Annotated in this window: 16 protein-coding genes; 13 read left to right on the forward strand and 3 right to left on the reverse strand. The window is 71.6% G+C overall.

The features are described from left to right. The first annotated feature begins 1 nt into the window (after position 1). From KUM44_RS25495 to KUM44_RS25525, 7 genes are all read left to right on the forward strand, one after another. A complete protein-coding gene (locus tag KUM44_RS25495; protein WP_217211437.1) occupies positions 2 to 1,459 on the forward strand; it encodes an amino acid adenylation domain-containing protein in 1,458 nt (485 codons plus the stop codon). A 169-nt stretch (positions 1,460 to 1,628) separates the two neighbouring features. Further along, the gene (locus KUM44_RS25500; protein ID WP_308402720.1) at positions 1,629 to 2,957 is read left to right on the forward strand and encodes a condensation domain-containing protein; all 1,329 of its coding nucleotides are present in this window, start codon (positions 1,629 to 1,631) and stop codon (positions 2,955 to 2,957) included. Next, positions 2,950 to 4,194, forward strand: a complete 1,245-nt coding sequence (locus tag KUM44_RS25505; protein WP_217211439.1) for a cytochrome P450 — start codon at positions 2,950 to 2,952, stop codon at positions 4,192 to 4,194. The genes KUM44_RS25500 and KUM44_RS25505 overlap by 8 nt, the downstream gene beginning before the upstream one ends. Then, positions 4,184 to 7,300 (forward strand): non-ribosomal peptide synthetase, encoded by a 3,117-nt coding sequence (locus KUM44_RS25510; protein ID WP_217211441.1) that lies wholly within the window; start codon positions 4,184 to 4,186, stop codon positions 7,298 to 7,300. The genes KUM44_RS25505 and KUM44_RS25510 overlap by 11 nt, the downstream gene beginning before the upstream one ends. Before the next feature lie 32 nt (positions 7,301 to 7,332). Then, positions 7,333 to 9,099: a non-ribosomal peptide synthetase gene (locus tag KUM44_RS25515; protein WP_217211443.1), complete on the forward strand. Its 1,767-nt coding sequence runs from the start codon at positions 7,333 to 7,335 to the stop codon at positions 9,097 to 9,099. A gap of 5 nt (positions 9,100 to 9,104) precedes the next feature. Beyond that, the gene (locus KUM44_RS25520; RefSeq protein ID WP_217211445.1) at positions 9,105 to 9,881 is read left to right on the forward strand and encodes a hypothetical protein; all 777 of its coding nucleotides are present in this window, start codon (positions 9,105 to 9,107) and stop codon (positions 9,879 to 9,881) included. After that, positions 9,863 to 10,948 carry a phosphopantetheine-binding protein gene (locus KUM44_RS25525; protein ID WP_217211447.1) on the forward strand — a complete coding sequence of 362 codons (1,086 nt, stop codon included), beginning with the start codon at positions 9,863 to 9,865 and terminating at the stop codon, positions 10,946 to 10,948. The genes KUM44_RS25520 and KUM44_RS25525 overlap by 19 nt, the downstream gene beginning before the upstream one ends. Here the strand turns inward: KUM44_RS25525 and KUM44_RS25530 are convergent. Continuing rightward, positions 10,909 to 11,709 carry a thioesterase II family protein gene (locus KUM44_RS25530; RefSeq protein WP_217211449.1) on the reverse strand — a complete coding sequence of 267 codons (801 nt, stop codon included), beginning with the start codon at positions 11,707 to 11,709 and terminating at the stop codon, positions 10,909 to 10,911. The two genes, KUM44_RS25525 and KUM44_RS25530, sit on opposite strands and share 40 nt — an antisense overlap. Before the next feature lie 459 nt (positions 11,710 to 12,168). Here KUM44_RS25530 and KUM44_RS25535 point away from each other — a divergent pair, with 459 nt between their 5' ends. From KUM44_RS25535 to KUM44_RS25560, 6 genes are all read left to right on the forward strand, one after another. After that, entirely contained in the window at positions 12,169 to 16,251 is a 4,083-nt protein-coding gene (locus tag KUM44_RS25535; protein ID WP_217211452.1) for a type I polyketide synthase, read from the forward strand. Beyond that, positions 16,248 to 17,597 (forward strand): beta-ketoacyl reductase, encoded by a 1,350-nt coding sequence (locus KUM44_RS25540; protein WP_217211454.1) that lies wholly within the window; start codon positions 16,248 to 16,250, stop codon positions 17,595 to 17,597. Before KUM44_RS25535 ends, KUM44_RS25540 begins: the two co-directional genes overlap by 4 nt. A gap of 52 nt (positions 17,598 to 17,649) precedes the next feature. Next, the gene (locus KUM44_RS25545; RefSeq protein ID WP_217211455.1) at positions 17,650 to 18,501 is read left to right on the forward strand and encodes a 3-hydroxyacyl-CoA dehydrogenase family protein; all 852 of its coding nucleotides are present in this window, start codon (positions 17,650 to 17,652) and stop codon (positions 18,499 to 18,501) included. A gap of 29 nt (positions 18,502 to 18,530) precedes the next feature. Next, positions 18,531 to 18,779, forward strand: coding sequence for an acyl carrier protein (locus KUM44_RS25550; protein ID WP_217211456.1), 249 nt, complete (start codon positions 18,531 to 18,533; stop codon positions 18,777 to 18,779). A gap of 85 nt (positions 18,780 to 18,864) precedes the next feature. Beyond that, positions 18,865 to 20,772 carry a CocE/NonD family hydrolase gene (locus KUM44_RS25555; RefSeq protein WP_217211458.1) on the forward strand — a complete coding sequence of 636 codons (1,908 nt, stop codon included), beginning with the start codon at positions 18,865 to 18,867 and terminating at the stop codon, positions 20,770 to 20,772. Beyond that, on the forward strand, positions 20,769 to 22,022 hold the full coding sequence (locus KUM44_RS25560; protein ID WP_217211460.1) for a hypothetical protein: 1,254 nt from the start codon (positions 20,769 to 20,771) through the stop codon (positions 22,020 to 22,022). The genes KUM44_RS25555 and KUM44_RS25560 overlap by 4 nt, the downstream gene beginning before the upstream one ends. Positions 22,023 to 22,114: 92 nt before the next feature. Here KUM44_RS25560 and KUM44_RS25565 read toward each other — a convergent pair whose 3' ends face one another. Both KUM44_RS25565 and KUM44_RS25570 read right to left on the reverse strand, forming a co-directional pair. Beyond that, on the reverse strand, positions 22,115 to 22,708 hold the full coding sequence (locus KUM44_RS25565) for a hypothetical protein (RefSeq protein ID WP_217211461.1): 594 nt from the start codon (positions 22,706 to 22,708) through the stop codon (positions 22,115 to 22,117). Beyond that, on the reverse strand, positions 22,705 to 23,676 hold the full coding sequence (locus KUM44_RS25570) for an aldo/keto reductase (RefSeq protein WP_254390078.1): 972 nt from the start codon (positions 23,674 to 23,676) through the stop codon (positions 22,705 to 22,707). The genes KUM44_RS25565 and KUM44_RS25570 overlap by 4 nt, the downstream gene beginning before the upstream one ends. Between the last annotated feature and the right edge of the window lie 315 nt (positions 23,677 to 23,991).

Consider the following 23,991-nt stretch of genomic DNA (forward strand, 5'->3'; position numbering starts at 1 on the left):
TATGAAGACGATACGAGACGCCTTCGAGGCCCAGGCCACGCGTACCCCGGACGCGACGGCCGTGCGGGCCGCCCGTACCTACACCTACCGTGAACTCTCGGCGCGGGCCGCTGCCCTCGGTGAGGAGATCCTCGCCCACACCCGGGCCGGGTCACTGGTCGCCCTCGACGCGGCCGGCCCCGCCGGCGGGGCGCTCGGCATCCTCGCCGCCGCCGGCAGCGGGTGCGCGGTTCTCCCGCTGAACCGGGAGAGCCCACCTGCCCACCGCGAGCGGGTCCTCGCGAACGCCAGGCCGTCCCTGGTCCTGCGCGAGACCGCCGAGGGCGCGTTCACCGCCGAGCCCGTCCCCGCCGCCGGGGGGCTCTTCGTCCCTCGCGAGCCGGCCATGGCCGACATCGCCTACGTCATGTACACCTCGGGGTCGACCGGGCTGCCGAAGGGCGTCATGGTCCCGCACACGGCGCTGCTCGACCGGCTGGCGGGGCTCGCCGCCACACCTGGGCTCACGGCGGGCGAGACGATGGTCGCCGCGACGGCCCTGTCCTTCGACATCTCCATGGCGGAGATGCTGCTGCCGCTGATGGTCGGCGCGTCCTTCCTCGTCGTTCCGGACGAGGTGCGCTTCGACCCGTACTCCTTCAAGGACTTCGTCGACGAGCACGCCCCGCAGGTCATTCAGGCCACGCCCAGCTTCTGGCGCATGCTCCTGGCCGCGGAGTGGCAGGGCGCCGAGGGCGCCAGACTCTGGTGCGGCGGAGAGGCGCTCACCCCGGAGCTGGCGCGTCGCCTCCTGCCCCGTGGCGCGCAGCTGTGGAACCTGTACGGCCCGACGGAGGCCACGATCTGGGCCACCGCCGCGCGCGTCGAGTCGCCGGACGTGATCTCTCTGGGAAGACCGCTGGACGGTAGCGGCCTCTACCTGGCCGCCGTGGACGACACCGGTGCGACCCACCTGGACGAGACAGTCACCGAGCCCGGCACGGACGGTGAGATCGTCCTGTACGGGGCCGGGATCGCGCTCGGATACCTGGAGCGGGACGACCTGACCGCCGAGCGCTTCCCCACTCGGGACATCCCCGGCGCCGGAGGACGGCTCTACCGTACGGGCGACCGTGCCAGATACCGGGCGGACGGCTCGTTGGAGTTCCTCGGGCGCGCCGACGACCAGATCAAACTGCGAGGCCACCGCATCGAGCTCGGTGAGATCGAGGCCGTACTGGAGGAGCATCCCGAGATCACCGCCGCGGTCGCCGTCCTGCGCGACGCCGACCGGCCGCAGCACGCGTCGATCACGGCCCACGTCACGGCCCGCGGGCAGGACGTGTCCGGCAAGACCATCCGGGCCTGGCTGCGCGAACGGCTCCCGGCCAGCCACTGCCCGAGCCGGATCGTCGTCCACGAGGCGCTCCCGCGCACCACAGCCGGAAAGGTCGACCGGGTGCTCCTGGCCGGCGAATAGGGCATGCGGCCGGAAGGCCGGGAGACCGCGGCCGACCACGAGCGGCGCCCCTCGACCCCGCCCCGGGGCGGCCTCGCACGGGACGAGAGCCGCGCGCCCCCGCCGACATGGCGGTCAGCGCGTCCTGTCAGGACATCAGCAATCGTATGGAGGCAACGAGTTGAGCCAGGTGAAGACCGCTCCGCTGACCTTCGGTCAGCTGTCGGTGCTGAGGGACCTCGACCTTTCGGGGCCCGACGAGCAGAGCGACGGCAATCTCCCCCTCGTCCTCGACATCCCTTCCGGTACGGGCGTGGACGGTGCCACCGCGGCCTGGGCGCGGCTGGTCGAGCGGCACGAGGCACTGCGGACCGTCTACGACCGCCGGGCCGCGGAGCCCACCCAGACGGTCCGGCCGTTCCAGAGCATCCGGCTCGACACGGTGGAACTGCCCGCCCCCACCCGGGAAGCGGCCTTGAGCGCCGCCGGGGAGTGGGCGCAGGAGGAGATCCGCTTCGACGTGGAGCACTCCTGGCGCGCCGCTGTCGGGGTTCACCAGGGTGTCGCCACCCACCTGGTGTGCGTCGTGCACCACTTGGCCGTCGACAGCGCCGCCTGCACCCTGCTGGAGGACGAGTTCCGCACGCTCGTCTCCGGGGGCACGCTTGCCCCCGACCCGCCGCAGCCCGTCGACCTCGCGCTGGAGCAGCACGGCGACGCACAGCAGCGCCGCCAGACGATCGAGTTCTGGCTCGACGAGTGGCGGGGGTTCGTCGACGAGGACCGGCAGGGCGGCGACACGAGTCGGCGCTACCGGGCGGCGCTGTACTCCGAGCGGGCCCAGGACGCCGCCCGCGCGGTCGCCGAACGCCTCGCGGTGTCCGTCCAGTCCGTGATCCTCGGCGCGGCCGCCCTGGCCCTGTTCGACCGGAAGGGCCGCGACGGGGCCACGTTCGGCCTGCTCGCCGGCAACCGCATGGACAAGCGCTGGCAGGCGCTGCTCAGCAGCATGAACCAGCTCGCCCCGATGACCGTCACCGCCGACCGGGACGCCGCCCCCGCGGTGTTCCTGCGCACGCTCTACATGAACAGCCTGGAACGCCTGCTGTACGGCTCGTACAGCATCGACGAACTACGCGCCCGTCTCGCGGAGGCCGGCTGCGTCAACCCCGACCCCCTGAAGTTCGACTGCTACTTCAACTACCTCGGGGACATCGCCCGGCCCCCGGCCGAAGGATCACCTGCGCATGACGACGTCGAGTGGTTCGCCGACGCCTGGCAGGGCGGGCCGCGTTTCAACCTCAGGGCTGCCACGGGCTCGGGCCTGCACCTGTCCCTGACCGCGAGCGACGACTACCTCGGCGCCGAGGCGACCGGCCGCTTCCTCGCCTCCGTCGAGGCCGCGCTGGTGAGCCTCGCCGACGGTGCGCCGGACACCGTGGGCGCCGTCGACCTGGCGCCGCTGCGGAAGGTGAGCCCGCCGCCGCTCACCCGGGACGGGGACGCCGCCCATGAGTGACACACGGCAGGCGGCCGCGGACACCGCCCTGCGCACGGGCCGGTGCCCCTACCACGTGACCGGTCGCGCGCAGGCCGACCCCTGCATGGACTACCTCCACCTGCGGGACGACGAGCCGGTCCGCTGGGACGAGGACCTCGGCGTATGGCTGGTCACCGGTTTCCGCGAGGTGACCGAGCTGCTGCGCAACCCGTCCCTCTCGGCGGCCTGGCCCGAGCAGGGCAGGACCAGGCTGCACACTCCGGTCGAGGGCCGGAGCGGCGACGGGAGCCGCACCTCCGAACTGGTGCGCAAGTGGTTCATGTTCAACGACGACCCCGCGCACGCCGACGCCCGCAAGATCGTCGCCCCGCTCTTCTCGGCCGAACGCCTGGCGGCGGCACGCACCTTCGTGGAAGGGCTCGTCGACGAACTCCTCGCGCCGGAACGCGACGTCCTCGACGTCATGGACGACCTCGCCGTGCCGCTGTCGAGCCGGGTCATCTGCCACATCCTCGGGCTGCCCGAGGACATCGCGCCCCGCCTCGCCGTGTGGGCGCCCGACATCGCCGCTCTGCTCGTCGCGGACTACCTCCCCGAGGTCGTCACCCGCGGCTACCAGGCGCTGCACGAGGTGACCGCGGCGGTCGACGAGGCGCTGCGGGGAGAGGTGCCCGAGGACTCGGGGCTGTGGCTGCTGCGCGAGGCGCACCGGCGCGGCGAGATCGGACTCCAAGACGTGTGGGCCACAGCGAGCCTGCTCATCTACGCGGGTTTCGAGACGACCTCCACCTTCATCGGCAAAGCCGTACGGGCCACCCTGCACGCCGGCGCCGGGACGGACTTCCTGACGGCCGGGCCGGCCGCCGTGGTGGAGGAACTGCTGCGCTTCGACACCTCCGTCCAGCAGGTCGCCCGCTTCGCGGCGGCGCCCGTCGACGTGGCGGGGAAGCGTATCGCGGCCGGCGACCTCGTACTGATCATGCTGGGGGCGGCCAACCGGGATCCGGACGTCTTCGACGGCCCCGACCACCTCCGGCCCGGCCGGGAGATCAGACGGCACCTCACGTTCGGATTCGGCGCGCACTACTGCCTGGGAGCCGGACTGGCGCGGCTGGAGGCCGAGGTCGCCCTGCGCGGGCTCGGCGAGCGGTGGGACGTGATCGAGGAGGCCGCCGCCCCGGTGACCCGGTCGCACTACGGCCTCACCGTCATGGAACACCTCAAGATCAGAGGGGGTACCCGCAATGGCGCGTGACGCCTCGACCGCCGCGTACGTCCACGGCGAGCTCATCCACGAGGCGGTGGCCCACCAGGCCCGCGCCCAGCCCGGCGCCCTCGCCGTCGTACAGGGCGATCGTCGCCTGACGTACGGGGAACTGGACGCGGCCGGCGACGACTACGCCGCCGAACTGCGTGCCCTGGGCGTCGCCGAGGGACACCGGGTGCCCGTACTGATGAGCCGCTCACCCGAGTACGCGGCCGTCGTCCTCGCCGTCCTCAAGTGCGGGGCCGCCTACGCCGCCCTGGACCCGCACTGGCCCGAGGAGCGGCTGGACGCCATTCTCCGGCGGCTCCAACCGCCGCTCGCGGTCGTGGAGAAGCCCCGGGACCTCCACGTGCCCACCTGGTCCCCGGCCGACCACCCCGTCCACGAGGCGGTACGGCGCCGGCGCCGTGTCCCCGCCGTGGCCTGCGACGGTGGCAGCGAGGCCACCGTCTTCTTCACCTCGGGGAGCACCGGCGTCCCCAAGGGCGTCGTCACTCCGCACCGGGCCACTACCCGGCTGTTCCAGCCCGGAGGCTTCGCCGACTTCGGCCCCGGCCACGTCATGCTCGCGTCGGTCGCGCTCCCCTGGGACGTCGCCAGCCTGGAGCTGTGGGGGCCCCTCACCAGCGGCGGCACGGTGGCCCTGGTGGAGGACGAGTACGTGCTGCCCTCGGGGCTCGCCGCGCTCGTGCGCGACCAGGGCGTCGACACGGCATGGCTCACCACCTCCCTGTTCAACGCCTTCGTCGACGAGGACCCCTCCTGCTTCCTTGGTCTCCGGCACGTGATGACCGGCGGGGAGAGGCTGTCACCGCACCATGTGCGCCGCTTCCTGGACGCCCACCCGACGGTGCGGCTGACCAACGGCTACGGGCCCGTCGAGTCCTGCGTCTTCACCACCACGCACGACGTGTTGCCGCAGGACACGGAACTCCCGCACGGCATCCCCATCGGCAGGCCCGTGCACCACACGACGGTCCACGTGATGCGGGAAGGCCGGGTGTGTCCGCCGGGGGAGACCGGGGAGATCTGCATCGGCGGGGACGGTCTCGCCGTCGAATACCTGGGCATGCCGCAGGACACGGCCGCGCGTTTCGTGGACACGCCCGTCGACGGCGAGACCGTCCGCCTCTACCGGACCGGGGACCTCGGGTTCACCACCCCTGACGGACTGTTCCACTACGTCGGCCGAGCCGACCGCCAGGTCAAGATCCGGGGACGGCGGATCGAGCCGCTGGAGATCGAGAACGTCTGCCTCGCCCTGCCGCACGTCAAGCAGGCGGTCGCGGTGCCCGTGCCGGGCCCGGACGGTGCCTACAACGCCATGCTGCTCTTCTACGTCGCGGAGCCCGGCGCCCCCGAGGCCACCGTTGCACCGGCGGCCGTACGCGCCCACCTCGTCGCCGGGCTGCCGCCCCACAGCGTCCCGGACGACCTGCGGCGCGTCGACGCCATCCCGCTGTCGCCCACCGGCAAGACGGACACCGCGCGGCTGCTGTCGACGACCCTGCGGGCACCCTCCGACCCGCCGGCGGAGACGACCGCTCCCGGCGGGCCCGCACAGCCGCGGAGCCGGTGGACGGCGGTCGTGCTGGAGGAGATCCGCACCCTCCTGGAGACCGACGCGGCGCCCGACGCGCCGTTTGCGGTTCTGGGCGGAACGTCCCTCGACGCCATCCGGCTGTGCGCGCGCCTCTCGGACCGTACAGGCATCTCCGTGCCGGTCTCCGGCTTCCTGCGCAACCCCACGGCCGAGGGCCTCGCGGAGCTCCTGGAAACGCGCTCCTCCCCCTCCCCGGCGGAACCGGCGGGCCGTACCGACAGGGTCCGCCTCGACGGCATCCAGGCTCACTTCGGCCTGCTGCACGAGCTGGACCCGAGCGACTCCGCCGCCCTCTGCCACCTGCTGTGGGAGGTCACCGGTCCGCTGGACACCACCGCCCTGGAACAGGCCCTGGGCGACCTGCACCAGCGCCACGAGGCCCTCAGATCGGCCTACCGGCTGGACCCCGAGCCGGTGGCCCTCACACCCGACACCGCGCATGCCATCCGCGTCGAGACGCTCACCTGCGGCGACCGGACCCAGGACACGCGGGCCCTGGTGGAGGAGGCGCTGAACCGCCCCCTGCCCATCGAGGACGCGCGGGTCTGGCGGTGCGTGTACGCCCCGGGGGGCGACGAGACGGCGCTGGTCGGCCTCACCGTCCACCACATCGCCTTCGACGGCTGGTCGCAGGACCTGCTCATCACCGAGCTGACACACGCCTACAACGCCCGCAGCCGCGGCGCCGAGCCGCACTTCGAGAACCCCGCGCCGACCCTGCGCGAGCTGGCCGACGAGGCAGCCCGGTTCGACGACCCCGACGAGACCGCCGCCCAACTGGCCTGGTGGACCCGGCACCTCGCGGACCTGCCGGAACTCGCCCTGCCCGCGCCCGGAGCGGGGCCGGACCAGCCGTTCGGGAGCCTCGGCTTCACCGTGGACCCGGTGGTCACCGCCCGCCTCCGCGCCGAGGCCGGACACCTCGGAGCGACCCTGTTCCTGCCCCTCGCGGCCGGCTACGCCGCCGCGCTCGCCGACGTGACCGGACAGGACGACTTCGGCATCGGCGTCCCTCTCGTGCGCCGCTCCGGCCCCGCCTCCATGGCGGCCGTGTCCTGCCTGGTGGACGTCGTGTGCCTGCGGCTGCCGGCAGGGGACGGCGCGTCGGCGCTCGCGGACCTGGCGAAGGCGGCACGCCCCGCCGTCGAGGACGCCTTCGCCCGACAGGACGTGGCCTTCGCGGAGGTGGTCCGCACGATCCGGCCGCCCAGGACCGGCCGTAACCCGCTGTACCAGACGATGTTCGCCGTACAGACCGCTGTACCCGAGGAGCTCGCCTTCGCCGGGTGCGCGGCGCGGCGTCTGCCGATGGAACCGCCCGCCGCCATGCACGAGATCGTCTGCGAGATCTGGCCGACGGCCGACGGCGGGCTGCGGGTGGACCTCAGCTTCCAGGCCGACCGCGTCGCGCCGAGCACCGCGCACCGCCTCGCCCGCGTCTACGAGGAACTGCTGGTGTCCGGGAAACCGCCGGCCTCCCAGCGCTTGTGAACAGCCTCCACCCGAAGGGACCCCACCTCCCCATGCAGGACATTCCAGAGGAACGGACGGTCGTGCGCCTGCTGCGGCGCCTCGTCGACGCGGACCCCGAGGCGTCGGCGGTCGAGTGCGGCAAGGACGTGCTGACGTACGGCCGTCTGTGGCACGAGGCCGGCACCGCGGCGGCGCGGCTCCAGGAGACGCCGGGGTTCGAGCCGGGCTGCCTGCTCGGCGTCCTGTACGAGCGGGGCGCGCCGGGCGTGGTCGCCCAGCTGGCAGCCTGGCGCGCCGGTGCCGCCTACCTGCCCCTTGACCCGGCCCTCCCTCAGGGACGCATCGAATCGGTCCTGCACGACGCGCGGCCGTTCGCCGTGCTGGCCCAGCCCGACCTGCGCCACCGGGTGCCGCGTACGGTGCCCGCGCCGCAGGACGCCTTCTCCGGCCCCGCGCGGGAGCCGCGACCCGTCCGGCCGACCCTCGCGTACGTCATCTACACCTCCGGCTCCACCGGGACGCCGAAGGGCGTGGAGGTCGCTCACACCAGCCTGGTGAACCTGCTGGACTGGCACCGCGCCACCTACGGGACGGGGCCCGGAACGCGGGTGGCCGCCTTCGCCGGCCTGGGGTTCGACGCCTCCGTCTGGGAGACCTGGGCGGCGCTCGCGGGCGGCGCGACCCTGGTCCTGCCCGCCGAGCCCCTGGGTGCCGACGTGACGGCCATCGCGGGCTTCCTCCAGGAAAACGCGATCGAGCAGTGCTTCCTCAGCACACCGCTCGCCGAGGAACTGATCGGCGCCGACGCGGCACCGCCCTCCCTGCGGGTCCTGCTCACCGGCGGCGACCGGCTGCGGGTGCGGCCGAGCGCCTCGTTCCCCGCCGCGGTCCACAACCACTACGGCCCCACCGAGGCGACCGTCGTCACGACCGCCAGCAGGGACCTGCGCGGCACGGGTGACCCCGGTCGGCCCCCGGTCATCGGCACCCCCGTCACGGGCGCGCGCGTCCGGCTGGTCGATCGCCGGGGCAACGACGTCACCGGACCCGGCGCGACCGGCGAACTCCTCATCGGCGGGGTGGTCCTGGCCGCCGGATACCGAGGTGACCCCGCCCTCACCGAGGAGAAGTTCGGCACGGCGGCCCCCGCCGTCGACGCCGGGTCCGCCGGGGGGAGCCCCGGCACCGCCGAGCGGTGGTACGCCTCGGGGGACGTCTGCCGCTGGACGGACTCCGGGGACCTGGAGTTCGTCGAACGGCGCGACGCCCAGCTGAGCGTTCGCGGCAACCGTGTCGAACCCGCCGAGATCGAGCACACCATGCTGACGGTGGCGGAGGTCAGCCAGTCCGCCGTCGTGCTGTGCGACGACGGCTCGGGCGGTTCCCTGGCCGCCTTCTACTGCGGTGGGGCCACCGTGGAGACGGTGCAGGAGGCGCTGGCGGCGCGGCTGCCCCAGTACATGGTCCCCTCCCGCGTCCAGCGGCTGGACGCCATGCCGCTGACTCCGAACGGCAAGATCGACCGCAGGTCCCTGCTGGACGTGCCGGCCGAGCCCGCCCAGCGGCCCGAGGCGGCCTTCCCGCCCGGCTCCACCGAGGAGGGCATCGCCGGGATTTGGACCGAGCTGACCGGCATCGTGCCGGGCCCCAGCGACAACTTCTTCGACGTCGGCGGGCATTCGCTGCTCGCGGCACGCATGATCGGCAAGGTGCGCGACCGGTTCGGCGTCAAGGTGGGCCTCCAGGCGGTCTTCGACCATCCGGTCCTGGCGGAGCTGGCGGCCGAGGTCGACGCGGCACCCAAGAACGGAGACTGAAGCCAATGTCCGGCAAGACGAGCCCCCACGACGGCCGGCCGGTCGTCGTCATCGAGTTCGGCAACGAGATCCCGCCGCGGAGCTTCGACCCCGTCCTCCCGCCCGAGCTGCACGCCCACCGCCTCAGGATCGATCCGCTGCGTTACCCCGGACTCGCTCAGACGGTCCCCGACCTGGCGACGCAGGCACGGCACTGGGCGGCCGAGATCGCGACCGTCGCCCCGCCACGGGCCGTGCTCGCCTACTGCTCCGCCGTCGAACTGGCGACGCTGCTGGCCGACGAACTGCCGGGGCCCGGCACACCGCTCGTCGTCCTCGACCCTGTGGTCCCCGGCCCTGGCACGCCCCGGGAACTGCTGCTGGACCTCGCCCTGGACATGGACGACACGCTGGACCCCGCCGAGGTGCCCGACATCACCGGCCTCCCGGCGTCCGACGCCCTGCGGGAGGCGAGTGCCTTCCTCCGCTCCGTTGTCACCCGGACCGCGCCCGACCTGGACGACGACATCGCCGACGAGCTGACGGAGGCGCAGCGGGCCTGGCTCGGCTTCACGTTGTCCGCAGCGGCTGACCGCTGCGCCCCGCCGAAGCTCGGGCACGTCATCCTCAGCGAGGGCTCCGAGTGGCCGGACGCCGACGCACGGTCGGTGCACCGCACCGGACTGACCGTGAAGGACCTGTTCGGGACGCCGGCGGTGACGCCGCTGCTGTCGGAACTCCTCTCGGTCCACGCGGCCGAGAGCGATCAGGGGAAGGAAGCGCCGTGCCGTCGCATTTCGTAGAGCGGGACGCCACCGAGGCCGTCGTCGCCGCCCAGTGGTCCCGGGTGCTGGGCCGGCCGCCCGCCTCCCTGGACGCCGACTTCTTCGGGTCGGGCGGGTCCTCCCTGCTCGCCGCGAAGCTGGTCGCCGCTCTGCGGGGCGCCCTCGGCACCCGGATCCCCCTGAAGACGCTGTTCGAGGCGCCCACGTTCGGCGGTCTCAGCGCCCGCATCCGCAACGACACCCCGGGATCCGGCGGCCGACTGCTCACCCTCAACCCGGCCGGCACCGGCGCCCCCCTCCTGCTGGTGCCGGCGGCGAGCGGCGGCGTCATCGGCCTCCACCGTTTCGGAGGCGAGCCGATCGACCGCCCCGTGCTCGGCCTACAGGCCCGCGGCCTCGACCCGGCCGAGGGCGCACCCTGTGGGACGCTCGCGGAGATCGTCGACGACTTCGTCGGAGTCTTGGAGAAGGCGGACGCGCCGCGCAGCCTGCACCTGGCCGGATACTGCGTGGGAGGCATCATCGCCTACGAACTCGCCGCCGGACTGCGGCGGCGTGGATGGGACGTCCGCTCCGTCGTCCTGCTCAACACCTCGCTGTACTGCCCGCCGCTGACGGTGGCCGAGGCCGCCAGGGAGAAGCTCCTGTCCGTCGCGCACGAGGCGGGTGTCGCGATACCGGAGGGCCAGGAGCCGGACGCCGCCGAGGTGTACCACGCGGTCGGCGCACAGGGGCCGGACCCCATCGAGACCGACTTCGCGGAGTTCCTGGCCGGGCTGCGGGTCTTCGGCTCCGTCGGGTCGGCCGTGTCGGGCTACGTGCCCGAGCCGGGCGACTTCGCCGTGCGACTGTTCTCGACCGACGACCGGGACGACCCGTCGGACGTGGAGCGCACCCTCCACCCGGTGACCGACTGGCCCGACCTCGGGCTCACCGACTACCAGCAGTACCAGGTGCCCGTCGACCATTTCGAGATGATCGTGCACGAGCCGACCCTGAAGGCCGTCGAAAACGCCATGAAGGACATCGACGACGGCCGAAGAGATCAGAGCGAACCGAGTGAGGACTTCCGCCCGGACGTCTGAACGGGCCCGACGAGACGCTTTGTCATTTCTGCGAGAAGGGGCTCCCGCGACGAATGCAGGAAAAAGTGGTCACCGGGCAGGACCACCGCGTCGAGCTCTCCCTCGACCAGCTCGGACCACTGCTGGAGATGGTTCATTCCCACGCCCGGGTCACTCGCTCCACCGAATACCGTCACCGGTGCGCCCGGCGGCTTGCACGGCAGAAAGGAATAGCGTGAGAGCATCGCATAGTCCGCCCTTACAGCGGGCAGTAGCAACCGCATGAAGTCGGAGTTCCGGAGAATCTCCTCCGGTGTTCCGTTCATAAGTCGGAGTTCCTCTATGAGTTCCGCTTCGGGCAGTGTGTGAAGGTCCCGTCGGCCGTCGTGCACGGCGGGCAGGGCACGGCATCCCGAGAGGAACACATGGGCCGGTTCGAGGTTGTGCTCCTCGCGCAGCACGCGGGCCGCCTCCCAGCAGACGATCGCCCCAAGACTGTGTCCGAACAGGGCAAACGGCTCCTTGGAGTACGCCAGCAGCTCCGGGACGACGGCGTCCAGAGTCGCCTTCAGGGTGTCGACCGGGTCCTCGAACAGCCGGTCCTCGCGACCCGGCGGCTGAATGGCGTGGACGTCGACCTCATCCGGCAGCAGCTCGGCCCAACCGCGGAATGTGGAAGCGCCGCCGCCGGCATAAGGGAAGCAGAACAGCCGTATGCTTCCGGGTGGATTCGTCTTCGACAGTCGGTTGATCCAGGGACGGGTGGGCGGATTGCTGTGCATGTGCGGTCTCTTTCTGTTTCCGGAGCTGCTCGTCGGCCAGAACAGCGTGCCACAGAGCCGCCTATGGATCGAGCGTGAGGAGTGGATTCCGGGCGCTTTCATCTCCTCTCGTGCACGTCACCGTTGTATGCCATTGTGGCCCGTGGGATCCTGCGTTAGTCTCCCTGTCAGTCGACATGGGCTGCGAACGCCGAGCGGGGAACCGACGAGCGGTATCGAATTCCTGCTCTCCTGATATTCTCGAGCGCAGCCGTTGGGGGATCGAGTGCGGTACGGGGCGACAAACGCCGATGGAGCCGCGGAGTACCGGTACCGGGGTCGCCCGGACCGCATGTCCCGCTCCATGACGGTGCCGCTGGACACCTGTGCGCCGAACGGCCCACGCAGGGCGCGCGAACCGGGCCGACGAGGACGGGATCACCCACCCCGACAGATGCGTGCAGGACGGAGGGAGCAGTGATGAGCGACACCAACGAGGAGGGGTTCGACGACCCGTCCGTGCCGGAAGGCGTCGCCATCATCGGGATGTCCGGACGCTTCCCGGGTGCCCGCGACCTGGCCGAGTTCTGGGCGAACCTGCGCGACGGCGTCGAGTCCGTCGTGGAGTTCGGGGACGACGAGCTGCTGGCGGCAGGGGTCGACCCCGAGGAGTCCGGGCAACCGCACTACGTGAAGGCGGGCCCCTCCTTCGAGGGCATCGACTTGTTCGACGCGGAGTTCTTCGGCTACACCGCCAGGGAAGCCAAGATCATGGACCCGCAACACCGGCTGTTCCTCGAGACCGCCTGGGAGGCGCTGGAACACGCGGGCCTCGATCCGGCCCGGTACCAGGGCACCGTCGGGGTCTTCGGAGGCGCGAGCAGCAGCGCGTACATCGGGAACCTCGTCAGCAACATGGACAACGGGGAGGGCATCCGCGGGGAGAACATCGGCCTCGGCAACGAACTGGCCTTCCTGACCACGCGGGTCTCGTACAAGCTCGACCTCAAGGGACCGAGCTACCCGGTCCAGACGGCCTGCTCCAGCTCGCTGGTCGCCCTGCACGCCGCCTGCCAGAGCCTCTTGGGCTACGAGTGCGACATGGCGCTGTCCGGCGGGGTCTCCTACAAGGTCCCGGAGAAGACCGGCTACCCCTACCAGGAAGGCGGCTTCCTCTCCCCGGACGGCCACGTCCGGCCCTTCGACGCCACCGCCCGAGGCACGGTCTTCGCCAACGGCGTCGGGGTGGTGGCGCTGAAGCGACTGGCGGACGCCCTCGCCGACGGAGACACCGTCCACGCGGTGATCAGGGGCACGGCGGTCAACAACGACGGTGCCGTCAAGGCGAGTTTCTCCGCGCCGAGCGTCGCGGGACAGGCCGCGGTGATCGCGGAGGCCCTGGCGACGGCCGGGCTGGAACCGGGGGACATCGACTACGTGGAGGCGCACGGCAGCGGCACCCTGATCGGCGACTCGATCGAACTCCAGGCCCTGTCGCGGGCCTTCGCCGGCGCGCCGGGCACCTGGCGGGTCGGCTCGGTGAAATCCAACGTGGGGCACCTGGACGCCGCCGCCGGGATGGCAGGACTGCTGAAGACCGTCCTGGCTCTGCGCCACGGCGAACTACCCGCGTCCCTCAACCACGTGGAGGGGAACAAGGACGCCGACCTCACGGACGGGCCGTTCCAGGTGCAGACGGAGCTCGGCGCGTGGCCGCGGACGACCGGACGGGTGCGCCGCGCCGGGGTGAGCGCGTTCGGCTTCGGCGGCACGAACGCGCACGTGGTGCTGGAGGAGGCCCCGCCCGCCCCCGGGCCCGCCCCGAGCCCCCGCGAGTCCGAGCTCCTGGTGCTGTCGGCGCGCTCCGAACACGCCTTGGACCAGGCGTCGGACAGACTGGCGGCGTTCCTGCGCCGCGAGCGGCCGGCACTGGCCGACGCCGCGTTCACCCTGGCCACAGGTCGGCGCGACTTCCCGTACCGGCGCACCGTGTGCGGGGCCGACGCCGAGGCGGTGGCCGCCGCACTGGAGACCCGCGACCCCGCGTACGTGATGAGCGGGCAGGCCGCTGCGAACTCGCCGCAGTCCGCGTTCCTGTTCAGCGGACAAGGGGCCCAGTACCCGGGCATGGGGCGCGAACTCTACGCGTCCGAGCCGGTCTTCCGGTCGGCCGTGGACACCTGCGCGGAACTCCTGCGACCTCACCTGGACAGGGATGTGCGCGACGTCCTCTTCCCCGAGGACGCGGCCGGCGCCGCGCTCCTGGGCCGGACGCGGTGGGCGCAGCCCGCGCTGTTCGTCGTCGAGTACGCCCTGGTCGCGCTGTGGCGGGCGTGGGGCGTGGAACCCTCTCACCTGCTCGGGCACAGCCTGGGGGAGTGGGTCGCGGCGTGCGTCTCCGGAGTCTTCCGGCTGGAGGACGCGCTGCGGCTGGTGGCCCTGCGCGGCGAGCTGATGCAGGGGTGCGGGGCCGGAGCGATGCTCGGCGTGGTGGCCGAGCGGGACGCGGTGGAGTCCGTACTGCCCGACGGGGCCTGCCTGGCCGCGCACAACGGCCCCCGCGACTGCGTCGTCTCGGGGCCCGTCGACGCGGTCGAGGAGTTCGCCGTGACGGCCGAGGAGCGCGGGTGGGCGACCCGGCCGCTGGAGGTGTCCCATGCGTTCCACTCGGTACTCATGGAACCGGTCGTCGACGCATTCGTCTCGGCAGTGGCGCGGGTGGAGCGCGCGGCGCCCGGCATCCCGTTCGTCTCCAACGTGACCGGTGACTGGATCACGGCGGAGCAGGCCCGGGACCCGGAGTACTGGGGACGCCACATACGGCAGTGCGTGGAGTTCGCCGCCGGTGTGCGCCTGCTGGCACAGAGCGCACCGGTGCTCCTGGAAGTCGGCCCCGGACAGACCCTCGTGAGCCTGGCGCGGCGGACGCTCGCCGACGAGGGCACCGGCGTCACGGTCACGGCGTCGCTGCCGCACCCCCGGGACCCGCGCGGTGCCGGTGAGACGATGCGCCGCACCCTGGGCCAGCAGTGGCTCCTCGGGGTGGCGCCGGACTGGGCCGGCTACTACGGCCAGGACAACCGGCGCCGCGTTCCCCTGCCCACGTATCCTTTCGAGCGCAAACGCTACTGGCTGGAGCCCGCGACCCCCCGGGTGTCCCGTGAACCCGGCCGCCACCCGCTGCTCGACGAGGTGCTGCTCCGGTCCGCCGGACAGACCGTCTTCCAGTGCGAGCTGTCCCTCGACCGCCACTGGGTGCTCGCCGAGCACCGCATGCTCGGTGAGGCGATCGTCCCCGGGACCACCTACCTCGAGATGGGCCGGGCCGCCGCCACAGCGCACCTGGGCCGCCCGGTCACAGAGATCAGGGACGTCGACTTCCTGGTGCCACTGCTCGTGCAGGAGCACAAGCCCCGCACCGTGCACATCACCGTCCGCGAACTCGACGACGATACCGTTGAGTTCTCCGTGGCCGGCCATGACCCGGAGCGCGACGTGTGGACCGTCCACGTCCAGGGCAAGGCCGCTGCCGGTCCCCTCGCCCCACCGCCGCGCCAGGACCCGGACGTCCTGTTCGCGCGGTGCGGTCTGGAGACCGTCGACCTCGGCAGGGCCCAGGCCGAGCACAAGGTGATGGAGTTCGGCCGCCGCTGGACGGACAGCCTGCGCACCATGCACGTCGGCGTCCGGGCCGCACTCGGCATCCTCGACATGCCCGAGCGGTACCGCTCCGAGTGCGAGGACCACGTCCTCCACCCGGCGCTGCTCGACCTCGCGACGGGCTTCAGCGGATTCGCCGTCCACGAGACCCGGGAGGACGTACAGGAGTACCGGGGCAGCCGCGCCTTCTTCCTCCCTGTCGGCTACGACTCCCTCCGCATCCACGCGTCGCTGCCGCCCACCGGGACCAGTCTCATCACCCCGCACCCGGACGCCGGGCCCAGCACCGAGATCCGCAAGGTCGACGTCACCATCCGTGACGCCGAGGGCAACACCGCGGTGGAGATCCTCGGCTTCACGGTCAAGCGTGTCCCCGACCCGCGGCACACGGTGGCCCGCATCCGCCCGCACTCCCGTCACCACACCCTGCGCTGGATCCCCGCGCCGGACGTCACGGAGCAGCGCGAGGCGCCCGCCGCCGTACTCCTCGTGACGGAAGGCGGCGGGCTCTCCCGGGACCTGGGCGTCTCGCTGCGCTCCCGAGGCGTACGGGTGATCACGGCCGAGCTCGCCGAGGAGTGGAAAGCCCCCGGCGACGACCACTACGGGGTGCCCCCCACGTCCGAGGGGTGGGAACGGCTGCTCGACACCCTGGGCGACGCGGTGCCCGGCGAGGCTGTGCTTGTCGCCGCCCCCGCCGCCGGCGCCCAGCGCGGGGTCGCGGAGCTCGACCGTCGGCTGCGCGGCGGGGTCGACAGCCTCTTTCACCTCGTACGGGCCCTGGCGGCACGGGACGTCGTCCCCGGCCGGCTCGCCGTGATCGCCCCCGACGTGGCGCGCGTGACGGGCGACGAGCCGGCCACGGCCCCCGTACACGCGACCCTGTTCGGCCTGGCCAGGTGATCGGCCAGGAGCACGAGGGGACCGAGGTCCTCTGCCTCGACGTCGACGAGGACACCGACGCGGACACCCTGTGCGCCGAACTCCTCGGGCCGTGGTCACCGACCATGATCGCCCTCCGCCGGGGCGGGCGTCATGTCACCGAGCTGGCGCCACTGCACCTGCGGGATCGCTCGCACCAGGAGGGCGAGCGCCCCGACGGCGTCCACCTCATCACCGGCGGCCTCGGCGGCCTCGGACTGGCCGTGGCCCGGCACCTGAGCCGCACCGTGCCCGGCATCCGTCTGGCTCTCGTCAGCCGCGGCGCCCCGGACCCGCGCGACGAGCGAGACGAGACGGCCGCCGAGGACCCGAGACGGCACCGGCAGGTCACCGCCCTGCGGGAGTTGGAGGACCTGGGTGCCCGGGTGCGCTGCTACCGGGCGGACGTGGCCGACGAGGCCGCCATGGCGGACGTCGTCCGCGCCGTCCGCGCCGACCTGGGCCGTATCGCCTGTGTCATCCATGCGGCGGGCGTCGCGGGCGACGGCTTCCTCTTCCGCAAGGACGCCGGGACGTTCCGGGCCACACTCGCCCCCAAGGTGCTCGGCGCGACCGTCCTGGACCTCGTCACCGCGGACGATCCGCCGCAGCTGATGGTCTGCTTCGGATCGACCACCTCCGTCTTCGGCGTCGCCGGCCAGGGCGACTACACCGCGGCCAACACCTACCTCGACCACTTCGCCGACCACCGCACCGCCCTGGGCCGCAGGACGGTCACCGTCGACTGGACCGACTGGCTGGACACCGGCATGGCGTTCGATCACGGCGTCCGGCGGGACCAGGGCTTCTTCCGGTCGATCAGCGTGGAGGACGGGCTCGGCAGCCTGGACGAGATCCTCGCCGCACCCCGCTCCCCCGTGGTGGTCGGCGAGATCAACTACGGGATGCTGGGCTCCGTGGACCCCGACCTTCTGGCGGCCCAACTGCGCAGGGCCCCGCTGGTCCTGGAGGAGTCCGTCCGGCAGCGGGTCGCCGGGGCCGGCGGTGAACCCCGCCGGGCGCCGGCGGAGGACGCGCCCGCCGGGCCCGCACCGGACGAAGGCGTCACGCTCCTCGGCCGGGAGGACGGCGGGTACAGCGAGACGGAGCACCAGGTCGCCCGGATCTGGGCCAGGGAACTCGGTCTGGACCGGCTGAACGTCCATGAGAGCGCCTTCTCGCTGGGCGGGGACTCCCTCGTCGCCCTGCGGATGGCGCAGAGCATCCAGAAGACCATGGCCGTCAGGGTGTCGATGGTCGACCTGTTCCGGTACGTCACCATCGCCGACCTGGCGGCACACCTCGACAGCAAGAAGTCCCACGGCTGAAACGGCGAACCCGTTCGGCCGCCCCCTTCCAATCATCTGAGGCGGTATCAGCATGAACATCCGTACGGTGGGTGTCATCGGCGCGGGCACCATCGGCCGTGGAGTGGCACAGTCGCTGGCCCAGTCCGCGTTCGACGTGCTGCTGATCGACGTGTCCGAGGAGCAACTCGCCTCCGCCACGACACAGATCGAGAGCGACCTGCGGCTTCAGGGCATGTTCCGCGCGGAGCGCCTGAAGGACGACCCGGCCACCATCCTCGGCCGCATCACCACCGGCACCGACCTGTCGGCCCTGAGCGCCGCGGACTTCGTCGTGGAGAACGTCACCGAGAACTGGGACATCAAGCGCGACGTCTACGAGAAGATCGACAAGATCTGCCGTCCGGAGGTCGTCTTCGGCGTCAACACCTCCGCGGTGCCCATCACCCGGGTCGGCTCGGTCACCGAGCGTCCCGAGCGCGTGCTCGGGCTGCACTTCATGAACCCCGTGCCGCTGATGGACACGGTCGAGGTCGTCCAGGGCCACTTCACCTCGGAGCAGACCCTGGACACCGCGCTGGGGCTCCTGCGCGACCTCGGCAAGGAGGGCATCGTCGTCCAGGACGCGCCGGGCTTCGTCACCAACCGCGTACTGATGCTGACGGTCAACGAGGCGATCTTCTGCGTCCAGGACCAGGTCGCCACGGCCGAGCAGGTCGACCGGATGTTCAAGGGCTGCTTCGGCCACAAGATGGGCCCGCTGGAAACCGGCGACCTCATCGGCCTCGACACGATCCTGAACTCCCTCACCGTCATGTACGAGAGCTTCCGCGACAGCAAGTACCGCCCGGCACCGCTGCTCCAGCGGATGGTCGACGCCCGGCTGCTGGGCCGCAAGACCGGACGCGGCTTCTACACCTACTGACAATCCAACCCCACACTGGAGGCAGAACCATGCAGGACGACGTGCGCACCCGGGTCCGGGAGTTCCTCGCGCCGCAGCTCAACGGCCGGAACCTGGCCGACAGCGACGACATCTTCGCGCTGGGATACGTCAACTCGCTCTTCGCCATGCAACTGGCGCTCTTCGTGGAGCAGGAGTTCTCGCTCCAGCTCACCCCCGACGACATGGAGTTCGACAACTTCCGGACGGTGGACGGACTCGTCCGCCTCGTGACGTCGAAGACCGCGACGGCGGCGTGACCCCCCAGAACGCCGCGCGTGACCGTCGCCGACGGTCACGCGCGGCGTCCGTCCGCGTGACCTGCGAGACAGAAAGGCGTACGACATGACGGCGCGGACCGAGGACGCCGTACCCGGCCCCGATGCGTCCGTCGTCCCGCTGCTGCTGCGGCTGCGGGCCTCGAACGTCCGCGTGTGGACGTCCGGCGGCCGGCTGCACCACGAGCCGCCGCCGGGCGGCCTGGAAGAGGAGCTGCGCACACTGCTGGAGGAGCGGTCGGCGGACATCGCGGCCTACCTCGAAGCCGTCGACGGCATCGAGTCCTCCACCCACTACGTCACGATGCGCGACGGCGTCCGGATCGCCGTGGACGTGTTCCGCCCCAAGCGGGACGGCCGGGTGGTCGAGGAGCCGCTGCCGGCCCTCTGGTGCCACGACCGCTACCACCGCTCGGACATGGTGGACGGCCTGATCTGGACCAAGCTCGACAGCCGCCCCTGGCTGCGCCGGATCCTCGACGACGGCTACGTGATTGCCGCCGCGGACGCCCGGGGCACGGGCGCCTCCAGCGGCGTACGGGGGATGGAGTTCGGCCCCGAGGAGAGCCAGGACGCCTACGAGATCACGGAATGGCTCGCCGCGCGGGACTGGTGCGACGGGAACGTCGGCATGTACGGCGAGTCCTACCTGGGCATCACCCAGTTCCTTGCCGCCGGCACCGCCCCGCCCAGCCTGAAGGCGATCTTCCCGCAGGTGGCGCTCTTCGACCTCTACTCGTTCCTCCGTCCCGCAGGCGCGTTCCGGCACGACTTCATCCGGAACTGGGGCGCGATGGTGCGGCGGCTGGACACCGAGACCGGGGCCGCACCCGTACGGGAGGACTCAGCGGCCGTGCGCGCGGCGGCCGAGGAGCACCGGGCCAACACGGACGTCTTCGCAAGGGCCGCTGCCCTGCCCTGCCGGGACAGCCGGGGCGACGGTGACAACGAGCCGCCGTACGCGCGCCAGAGCCCCTCCGCCCGCGTCGAAGCGATCGCCGCCGCGGGCGTGCCCGTGTACCAGCTCACCGGCTGGCACGACACCTGGGTGCGGGACGCGTTCCTGTGGCACGCCAATCTCACCGGGCCGCGCAAGCTTCTGGTGGGCGACTGGTCGCACAACGGCAGGGAGGGCGTGGACCTGGCGGCCGAGCACCTGCGCTGGTTCGACCACTGGCTCAAGGGCGTCGACACCGGCGTCATGGACGAGCCGCCCATCCGCTACCACCGGCGGAACGCGCCCCCCGGCGAGGAGTGGCGCACCAGTCACCGGTGGCCGCCCGCCGGAGTCCGTACGACGAGGATGTACTTCGGCGCCGGCCCGGACGTGCCCGTGACCTCCGTCAACGACGGCACTCTGACGGACCGGGCACCCTCGCGGCTCGGCGGCGTCGACGACCTCGTCGTCGACTACACGGCCACCTCCGGCACGGCGACCCGCTGGACCGACGCCTACGGCGGACCGTTCGGCTACGAGCCGATGAACGGCAACGACCGGACGGCCCTCACCTACACGACGGCCCCGCTGGAACGGGAGTTGGACGTGACCGGGCACCCGGTCGCGGAACTGTGGGTGACGTCGACCCATCCGGACGGCGACTTCTTCGTCTACCTGGAGGACGTCGACGGCGAAGGGGTCTCCCACTACGTCACCGAGGGCGTGATCCGCGCCTCCCACCGGGCGCTGGGCCCCGCTCCGTACGACAACCTCTCGCTGCCGTACCACCCGTGCTCGGAGCGGACCCGGTCACCGCTGCCCGAGGAGCCGGTGGCGCTGGCCTTCGACCTGCACCCGATCAGCCATGTGTTCGCTCCCGGGCACCGGCTCCGGATCGCCGTCACGTGCTGCGACCGGGACAACGCCGAGACCTGCGCGCATCACCCGCCGCCCGTCGTCCAGGTCCACCGGAGAGGCGCCCACGCGTCCTTCGTCGACCTCCCAGTCCTCCCAGCCGCTCAGGAGCAAGAGACATGACCGACACCACCCGACAGGACACCGCACCGACGGACGCCGGGACCGGGGAGTTCCGCACACGCGTCGAGCTGCACACCCCGGTGGCCGGGGAGCTCGCAGCCGAGATCGAGCGCCGCCTCCTCTTCGTGTCGTCGGAGATCACGGGATACGAACTGGACACGGCCGACGGCGAGGTGCGCGGGGTGACCCTGCGCTCGGCCGCCCCGCTCCCCGCGGACGAGCTGGCCGAGAAGGTGAACCGGGTCGTCGACGGCGACGTCCGCCAGCAGCGGACGACCCCGCCGAAGTCGGTGTGGACGTCCCCGCACGAGCGGGTGGTCGAGGAGGGGACGTTCGAACTGCTCGCGCGGGCGGGCGCGGTGACCGAGGCGGGCGAGGGACAGGTCGCCGTCGGTGAGCCGCTGCTGTCGCTGCTCGCGTACTTCGACGCGGCGGTGAAGCAGATCCTGGGGAACGACTTCAGCCCGACGGAGTACCGCTACCCGACGCTGATCAGCACCGGGGCCCTTGCGACGGCCGGCTACTTCGCCTCGTTCCCGCAGCACCTGATGTTCGTGACCCGCCTGCACAACGACATCGACGTGTACCAGGGCTTCCAGAAGTCCTATGCCGAGACGGGCATCGACTCCACCGTCCTCGACGCCTGCCGCAACGTGGACTACTGCCTGCCGCCGACCATGTGCTACCACACGTTCCACCAGTACCGGGGACGGACGCTGGACACGGACGGGGTGCACGTCGTCACGGCCAAGGGCAAGTCCTTCCGATTCGAGGCGGCGTATGCCACGACGATGGAACGGCTGTGGGACTTCACCATCCGCGAGATCGTCTTCATGGGACCGCGCGAAGACGTCCTCGCCTCGCGCGAGCTGTTCATGCGGAAGATCTTCGCGTTCATGGAGGAGCTCGGCCTGAGCGGCTTCTGCGAGGTGGGCAACGACCCGTTCTTCGGCGGCGGCGACACCACCGCGCGGATCTGGTCGCAGCGGCTGCTGGAGCTCAAGTACGAGCTGCGCCTCACCGTCGCACCCGGGCGGACCATCGCGGTGGGCTCCTTCAACTTCCACGACGACCTGTTCGGGCGCGGTTTCGGCATCGACTACGGCACGGAGGGCGCGGCGCGCAGCGCCTGCGTGGGGTTCGGGCTCGAGCGGCTCGTCTACGCCTTCCTGTGCCAGTACGGCCTCGACTCCGCCGGCTGGCCCGCCCCTGTACGCGTGGGAGTCCGGGCCGTGGGTGGGGCGGTCTGACTCGACGCCCCCGCCGACAGCGGGACGACCGCGTCGCGAGGCCCCGCAGGGCCGCGACGCGGTCGTCAGCGGCGGCTCGGTCCGCCCGCGGCTCAGTCCACCGCGAAACGCAGCGTCAGCCGGGGGCAGGAAGCGTCCGGCTGCTCCTCGGAGGGCGGTCCCCACGCGGCGAGCGCCGACGACAGCTTTCCGCCGATGGATTCCAGATAACAGATCATGTTCACCGGATATCTGGTGTTGTCGAACATGTACCGGTCCATCGGTGTGGGGTGTTCGCTGATGGTGAGCGCCCGTTCGGCGGGCGGCCCTATGCGGTGCCAGTCCGGATGCATATGCACGGATCCCAGTATGTCGAGCCGCTGGTGCTCCGCCCGGCGTTGTATCCGTAGGAGATCCTTGGAACTGCACCAGAAACCCCGGCAGGGATTCCGGTAGGCCGGTCCGAAGCGCGTGGTGATGACGCCCGAGAATTCCGCCATGGCGGTTGGGTCGCTCGCCCGCGCATTCGTGGCGAACTCGACCTCGGCGACATGGGCCACGCCGTCCTCGACGGTCCCGAGTAATACGGCGAAACAGGACGGCGGCTCTTCCGGAGTGCATTCCTCGTACTCGGTGCGCGCGGCGCTCGTGAAGGATTTGAGGAAGTCGAATCCGATCAGAACGGTGTGCGGATACGCGAAGGTCATGGTTTCGTCGTGTCTCCAGTCGGTGCTGTTCGGTCCGGGTGGTCCGGCGGGAAGGCCCGGGAGACCACGTCCAGCTCGCGCAGTTCGTCGGCGGACAGCCGCAGGGTCGCCCCGGGAAGGAGCTCGGCGAGCTGCCCGGTCGTCCTGCTGCTCGCGATCGGCGCGGCCACGGACGGCTGCGCGGCGAGCCATGCCAGCGCCACCGCACCGGGGGTGACGGAGCGGCCGGCCGCGACGCGGTCCAGGGCGTCCAGCAAGGCGTGCGCCTGGGGCCTGCCGGTGTACTGCCGTGCCGCGGCTCCCCGTACGCTCCCGGCGGCGGACGCCGCGTCGCGGTGCTTGCCCGTCAGGAACCCCTGCGCCAGCCCGAAGTAGGGCACGCAGGAAAGCCTCTCCTCGATACAGAGGGGGAGCAGCTCGCCCTCGAACGGCTCTCGGTCGGCCAGGTTGTACGGGGGCTGTACCGCCACGAACCGGGCGAGGCCGGCCTTGTCGGACAGGGTGAGGGCTTCCCTCAGCCGGGCTGCGGTGGTGTTCGACGCCGCGAGGTGGCGGACCTTCCCGGCCGAGACCAGGGCGTCCAGCGCCGTCAGGGTCTCCTCCAGGGGAGTGTCCGGATCGTCGGCGTGCGTGTAGTAGAGGTCGATCCGGTCCGTTCGGAGGCGGCGCAGCGAGTCCTCGACGGCCTGGCGGATCACCTTGCGGCCCAGTCCGGACAGGCCCTCCTTGCGGCCCACCTTGGTGGCGATGACCACCTGGTCCCGGACCTTGCGCGTGGCGAGCCAGCGGCCGATGACCGTCTCGGACTCGCCGCCGTTGTTGCCGGGGGCCCACTGTGAGTAGGAGTCAGCAGTGTCGATGAAATTCCCGCCGGCCTCCAGGTATGCGTCGAGGACGGCGAACGAGGTGTCCTGGTCCACGGTCCAGCCGAAGACGCTTCCGCCCAGGCAGAGAGGGAAGACTTTCATGTCGGATTGCCCAATAGCAGCCATGGTCGCTTTCTGAATGCGGTGTGCAGTCATCTTGACTCGGAGAATACGGAGGCATGTCCCCGTCGTAGTGCGGGTGTATCTCAGATCGCGAACGGTCGAATACTCCGACAGGTTCCTCCGGCGGGCAAGGCTTACTGTCCAACTCGCCCTCCATGTCGGGAAAGTTCGCGTATGGAGTTGAGTACCGGATTGATGTCTCGCAGGCGGGTGTGAGCCTTCTCGAAAACTCTTGCCGGGCCCCGCCGGTTGACGTAGCGTGGCTCGGGCCGGCGTGACCATAAATGGCCGGTG

The organism is Streptomyces sp. AC550_RSS872 (assembly GCF_019049285.1).
Classification (GTDB): domain Bacteria; phylum Actinomycetota; class Actinomycetes; order Streptomycetales; family Streptomycetaceae; genus Streptomyces.